This is a genomic window from Bradyrhizobium sp. Leo114, assembly GCF_055229415.2.
Window position 1 is genome coordinate 1 of sequence record NZ_JBUYEN020000215.1, and the last position, 462, is coordinate 462.

Below are 462 nucleotides of genomic sequence, written 5' to 3' on the forward strand. Positions count from 1 at the left end.
CCCGCGTTCGGCCCCAACGGTGCGCCCGCCGTGCTACATCGCGACCGTGGCGCGGCCCACAGGCCGCCGCCACATCCGCCTCCATCATCGTGCCCAGCGCCTCGACCCCTGCCGCAAGGCAGAACCGATCGAAGCTCGCCCGCACTTCCGCAAACGCTTCGTCCACAGCCCCGGTCGCCGGCGAACCAGCCGGTGTGATATCTCTCGTCATGGCGTTGCTCTCCTTTGTGGAATCAGCACCCCGAGCCTACCGGCTCAAGGTGGGCAACGCCGACCTCTTCAGTAATTCAACAGAACCCGGGACATCCCCCGGCCATTTGGGCAACTTCAGATAGCCCTGCGCTCGCTCCAAGGCCTGGATCGAGGGCTTCTCGTCCACGCATAGCACAATGGCCTTCGCCGGCGGGGCGACGTAAAGGCCGACAACATCGGCGGCTTTGGCCGTAAAGTTCGGGTCGTTGC

General features: G+C 65.4%; 2 pseudogenes. Both read right to left on the bottom strand.

Annotated features, from left to right (window positions below):
• Positions 1-211: pseudogene (locus ACZIRK_RS45465) on the bottom strand (IS256 family transposase); the annotation flags it as partial.
• 108 nt (positions 212-319) lie between these two features.
• Positions 320-462 (bottom strand): annotated as a pseudogene (locus tag ACZIRK_RS45470) (IS630 family transposase); the annotation flags it as partial.